A 2,578-nucleotide genomic window follows, 5' to 3' on the forward strand; every position below is an offset into this window, starting at 1 on the left:
CCACACACGAGGGTCGCGGAAGGTATCACAAATATAATCAAATTCGGCCTCTGTCATATCCACATAATTTAGCCAACGTTCTAAGTCTCGACGTGGCTTAATATGATCGTATTTGCGTACCATCTCAATACCTTGGTTGCGGGTCATAATACCTGCTCTAATATCTTTAGAAGCATGATCATATCCACGTCCATATCCAAATTTAACGAATTTCAAGTAATCGTGAATGCCATTTTCATGCATATCATCTAAGTTAGAAATATTTCGATATGTACGTTCAAAAGGCTGCTGTGCCGGACGCCATCCATACAGTTCCATTACCAGTTTGGAATGTTCATTCGCTTCCCAATTTAGAAAGTTACTCAAATAAATACCACGTACTTCGACTTCATCAATTTCCTGATCAGATGGATACTGTGCCCACAATAAATCCTTGGTTCTTAAACCTTCTTTTAATTCTGAACGACCCAGTTTTTCTAAACCTTCATCGGTGAAATCATACCAGTCATATCCCCTTAGAGCATGTTCTAAGCGACACTTGGCGGTAAATTCCACGAGGTCATTATAGGAATACATGCCACCCAAATCCATAAAGCCATGTTCACCCCATAAAATTAATGGGACTTTGTAACGAACTGCAACTTGAATTGGTACTGTAAAAATTCCGCAGTGTCCATGCCAGTTCATATCACCCTGTAATTTAAAGCCAATGCGATTCATTTTAATCAGGGTATCTATACTCGGACGAACTATGATGTGGTCGCAATCAAATACCTCCCTCATTCGGTAAAGATTGTACTCACCTTCTGGAAGATAGTTATTGCCATGATAAGTCACCAAAAGGGGCTTCAATCCCAATTCTTTAACAGCAATGTGTGTTTGAAAATAACTATCTTTGCCGCCACTGACTGGAATAACAATATCATAGTTACTATCGCTGCGATATTCATCGGTCAGTTCTTTCAGCCACTGCCACCGCTGTTCCCAATCGATATTTTTTTTCTGTTCATGGACACGACATCCAGAACAAACACCATTTTCATCAAATGTTAAAGGAGCAGCACTAGCTGCGGGATAAACACACTTTGTGCAATATTGAACAGACATAATTTCCTAATTATTCCTAATTTTTTATAATTTTTTATAATCTAACTTCAATCCCAGCTTTTGCTAAAGCACGCTTTCCTCTTCGGTCTGACAATTCTTTAAAATGCCAGATATTGGCAGCAGCAATCGCAGAGGCACCAGCTTTTATACCTTCCACATAATGCTCATATCGACCAACACCACCACAAGCAATTACTGGAATTTTAGTGGCGGAGACAACCGCGTTGATAAGTTCAAGGTCGTAACCCTGTCCAGTACCATCGCGGTCGATACTATTCAGTAAAATTTCACCAGCGCCCCGTTCCTCTACTTCCTTAGCCCAATACTCAGGTTTCATAGCTGTAGGTTTATGACCACCATCAATAAAAACCTCTGTTTGTCCATCAGGATGTCGCAGTACATCAATGCTGACAACAATTGCCTGACTACCAAATATTTTGGCACCTTGAGTAATTAATTCTGGATTTTGTACTGCCGCTGTGTTTATTGTGATTTTGTCTGCACCCCGACTAATTATTTGGCGCATCTGCTCAACTGTACGAATTCTGCCACCCCATGTTAGAGGCATAAAACAGGTTTTGCTTACTTCATCTAGGATTTGTAATGGTTCTGTTAAACCCTTAGTTTTATGGTCATTTCGACGCAAGTCGTATCCTTCTTCACGGCTAATATCTAAGTAGATTAATTCATCAACATTCCATTCATTGAAGCGCTGTACTTCATAAATAGGATTACCAATAATTTGGTGAATTTTAAATAATTCGCTGCGAACAAGTAAACCATTTTTTAAAAGTAAAACTGGTATAAGGCGCTTTTTAAGCATTGTTTTTACCTGTTTTTGTCATAAAGTTTTTTAAAACTTCTAACCCTATAGTTTGACTTTTTTCCGGGTGAAACTGAACAGCATAAATATTCCCAGCTTCAAGGCTAGAGACAAAATCGACACCGTGTGAAGTCACACCACTAATTAACTTATTATCTTCAGGATGAAATACATAGCTATGCACAAAATAGAAAACTTGGGAATCACCTAAGCCGCTATAAAGGCAATCTTTGTTAAAAAAACGAACTTCATTCCAACCAATATGAGGAACTCGAATACTGATTTCGTTAACTTCTAGATACTTAACCATGCCTTTAATCCAGTCTAAACCTTTGTGGTAACCATGTTCTGTTCCAGCAGTAGCTAAAAGTTGCATACCTAGACATATGCCTAAAAAGGGTTTATTTTTTTCCCTAACTTCCTCTTCTAAAACCTTAACCCAACCACCAGATAGCAGATTTTGCATTCCATCTCCAAAGGCTCCAACTCCTGGAAGAATAATATGGGTTGCTTGACGCAAATCTTCTGGATTTTTAGTAACTACAGCCTGATAGTTGAGGGCTAAAAAAGCATTAGCAACTGAACGGAGATTACCCATGCCATAATCAATAATTGCTAACTTTTTTTGGTTCATACAAATAACTTAAA

3 protein-coding genes are annotated in these 2,578 nt (G+C 38.5%); all 3 read right to left on the reverse strand.

Features of this window, described 5'->3' with window-relative positions:
• The coding region (locus tag F6K49_RS40515) for an N-acetyl sugar amidotransferase (RefSeq protein WP_293106525.1) at window positions 1–1,107 on the reverse strand (1,107 nt) is incomplete at its 3' end.
• Window positions 1,108–1,141: 34 nt separating this feature from the next.
• Window positions 1,142–1,930: an imidazole glycerol phosphate synthase cyclase subunit gene (locus F6K49_RS40520; protein ID WP_293106528.1), complete on the reverse strand. Its 789-nt coding sequence runs from the start codon at window positions 1,928–1,930 to the stop codon at window positions 1,142–1,144.
• Window positions 1,923–2,564 carry an imidazole glycerol phosphate synthase subunit HisH gene (gene hisH, locus F6K49_RS40525; RefSeq protein ID WP_293106531.1) on the reverse strand — a complete coding sequence of 214 codons (642 nt, stop codon included), beginning with the start codon at window positions 2,562–2,564 and terminating at the stop codon, window positions 1,923–1,925. The genes F6K49_RS40520 and hisH overlap by 8 nt, the downstream gene beginning before the upstream one ends.
• Between the last annotated feature and the right edge of the window lie 14 nt (window positions 2,565–2,578).

This window comes from Moorena sp. SIO3I6 (assembly GCF_010672095.1).